The organism is Segeticoccus rhizosphaerae, from assembly GCF_009192725.1.
Lineage (GTDB): Bacteria > Actinomycetota > Actinomycetes > Actinomycetales > Dermatophilaceae > Segeticoccus > Segeticoccus rhizosphaerae.
The window spans coordinates 1-428 of record NZ_VOHR01000759.1; the positions used below are offsets into that span (position 1 = coordinate 1).

At 74.8% G+C, this 428-nt stretch carries 1 pseudogene; it reads left to right on the forward strand.

Annotation, left to right across the window (positions count from 1 at the left end):
- Positions 1-55 precede the first annotated feature (55 nt).
- A pseudogene (locus tag FRW57_RS22855) lies at positions 56-428 on the forward strand (ABC transporter permease); the annotation flags it as partial.

Here is a 428-nt window from a genome sequence, read left to right on the forward strand (position 1 = left end):
GGTCCGGCCGCGCCCGGGACCCGCCCGGGCCGCTCCCCGACTGCGCAGTCCGCTGGTGCTCGCCTGGCGGCTGCAGCGGGGTGGCTTCGCCGGCTGGCTGACCGGGTTCGTGCTGCTCGGGCTGATCCTCGGGGGGATGGCCTCGAGCGTCGGCGGGATGCTCGAGAGCGACGCCGCCCGCGACATGATCACCACGACGGGTGGGGTGGACGGGCTCACCGACGCCTTCCTCGGCACCGAGGTGGGGGTGGCCGGCCTGCTGGCCGCTGCCTACGGCATCTCGGCGACGTTGCGGTTGCGCTCGGAGGAGACGGCGCTGCGCGCCGAACCGGTGCTCGCCACGTCGGTGACGCGCACGGCATACGCGGCGAGCCACCTGGTGATCGCCTTCCTCGGCAGCGCGGTGTTGCTCGTCGGCATGGGCGTCG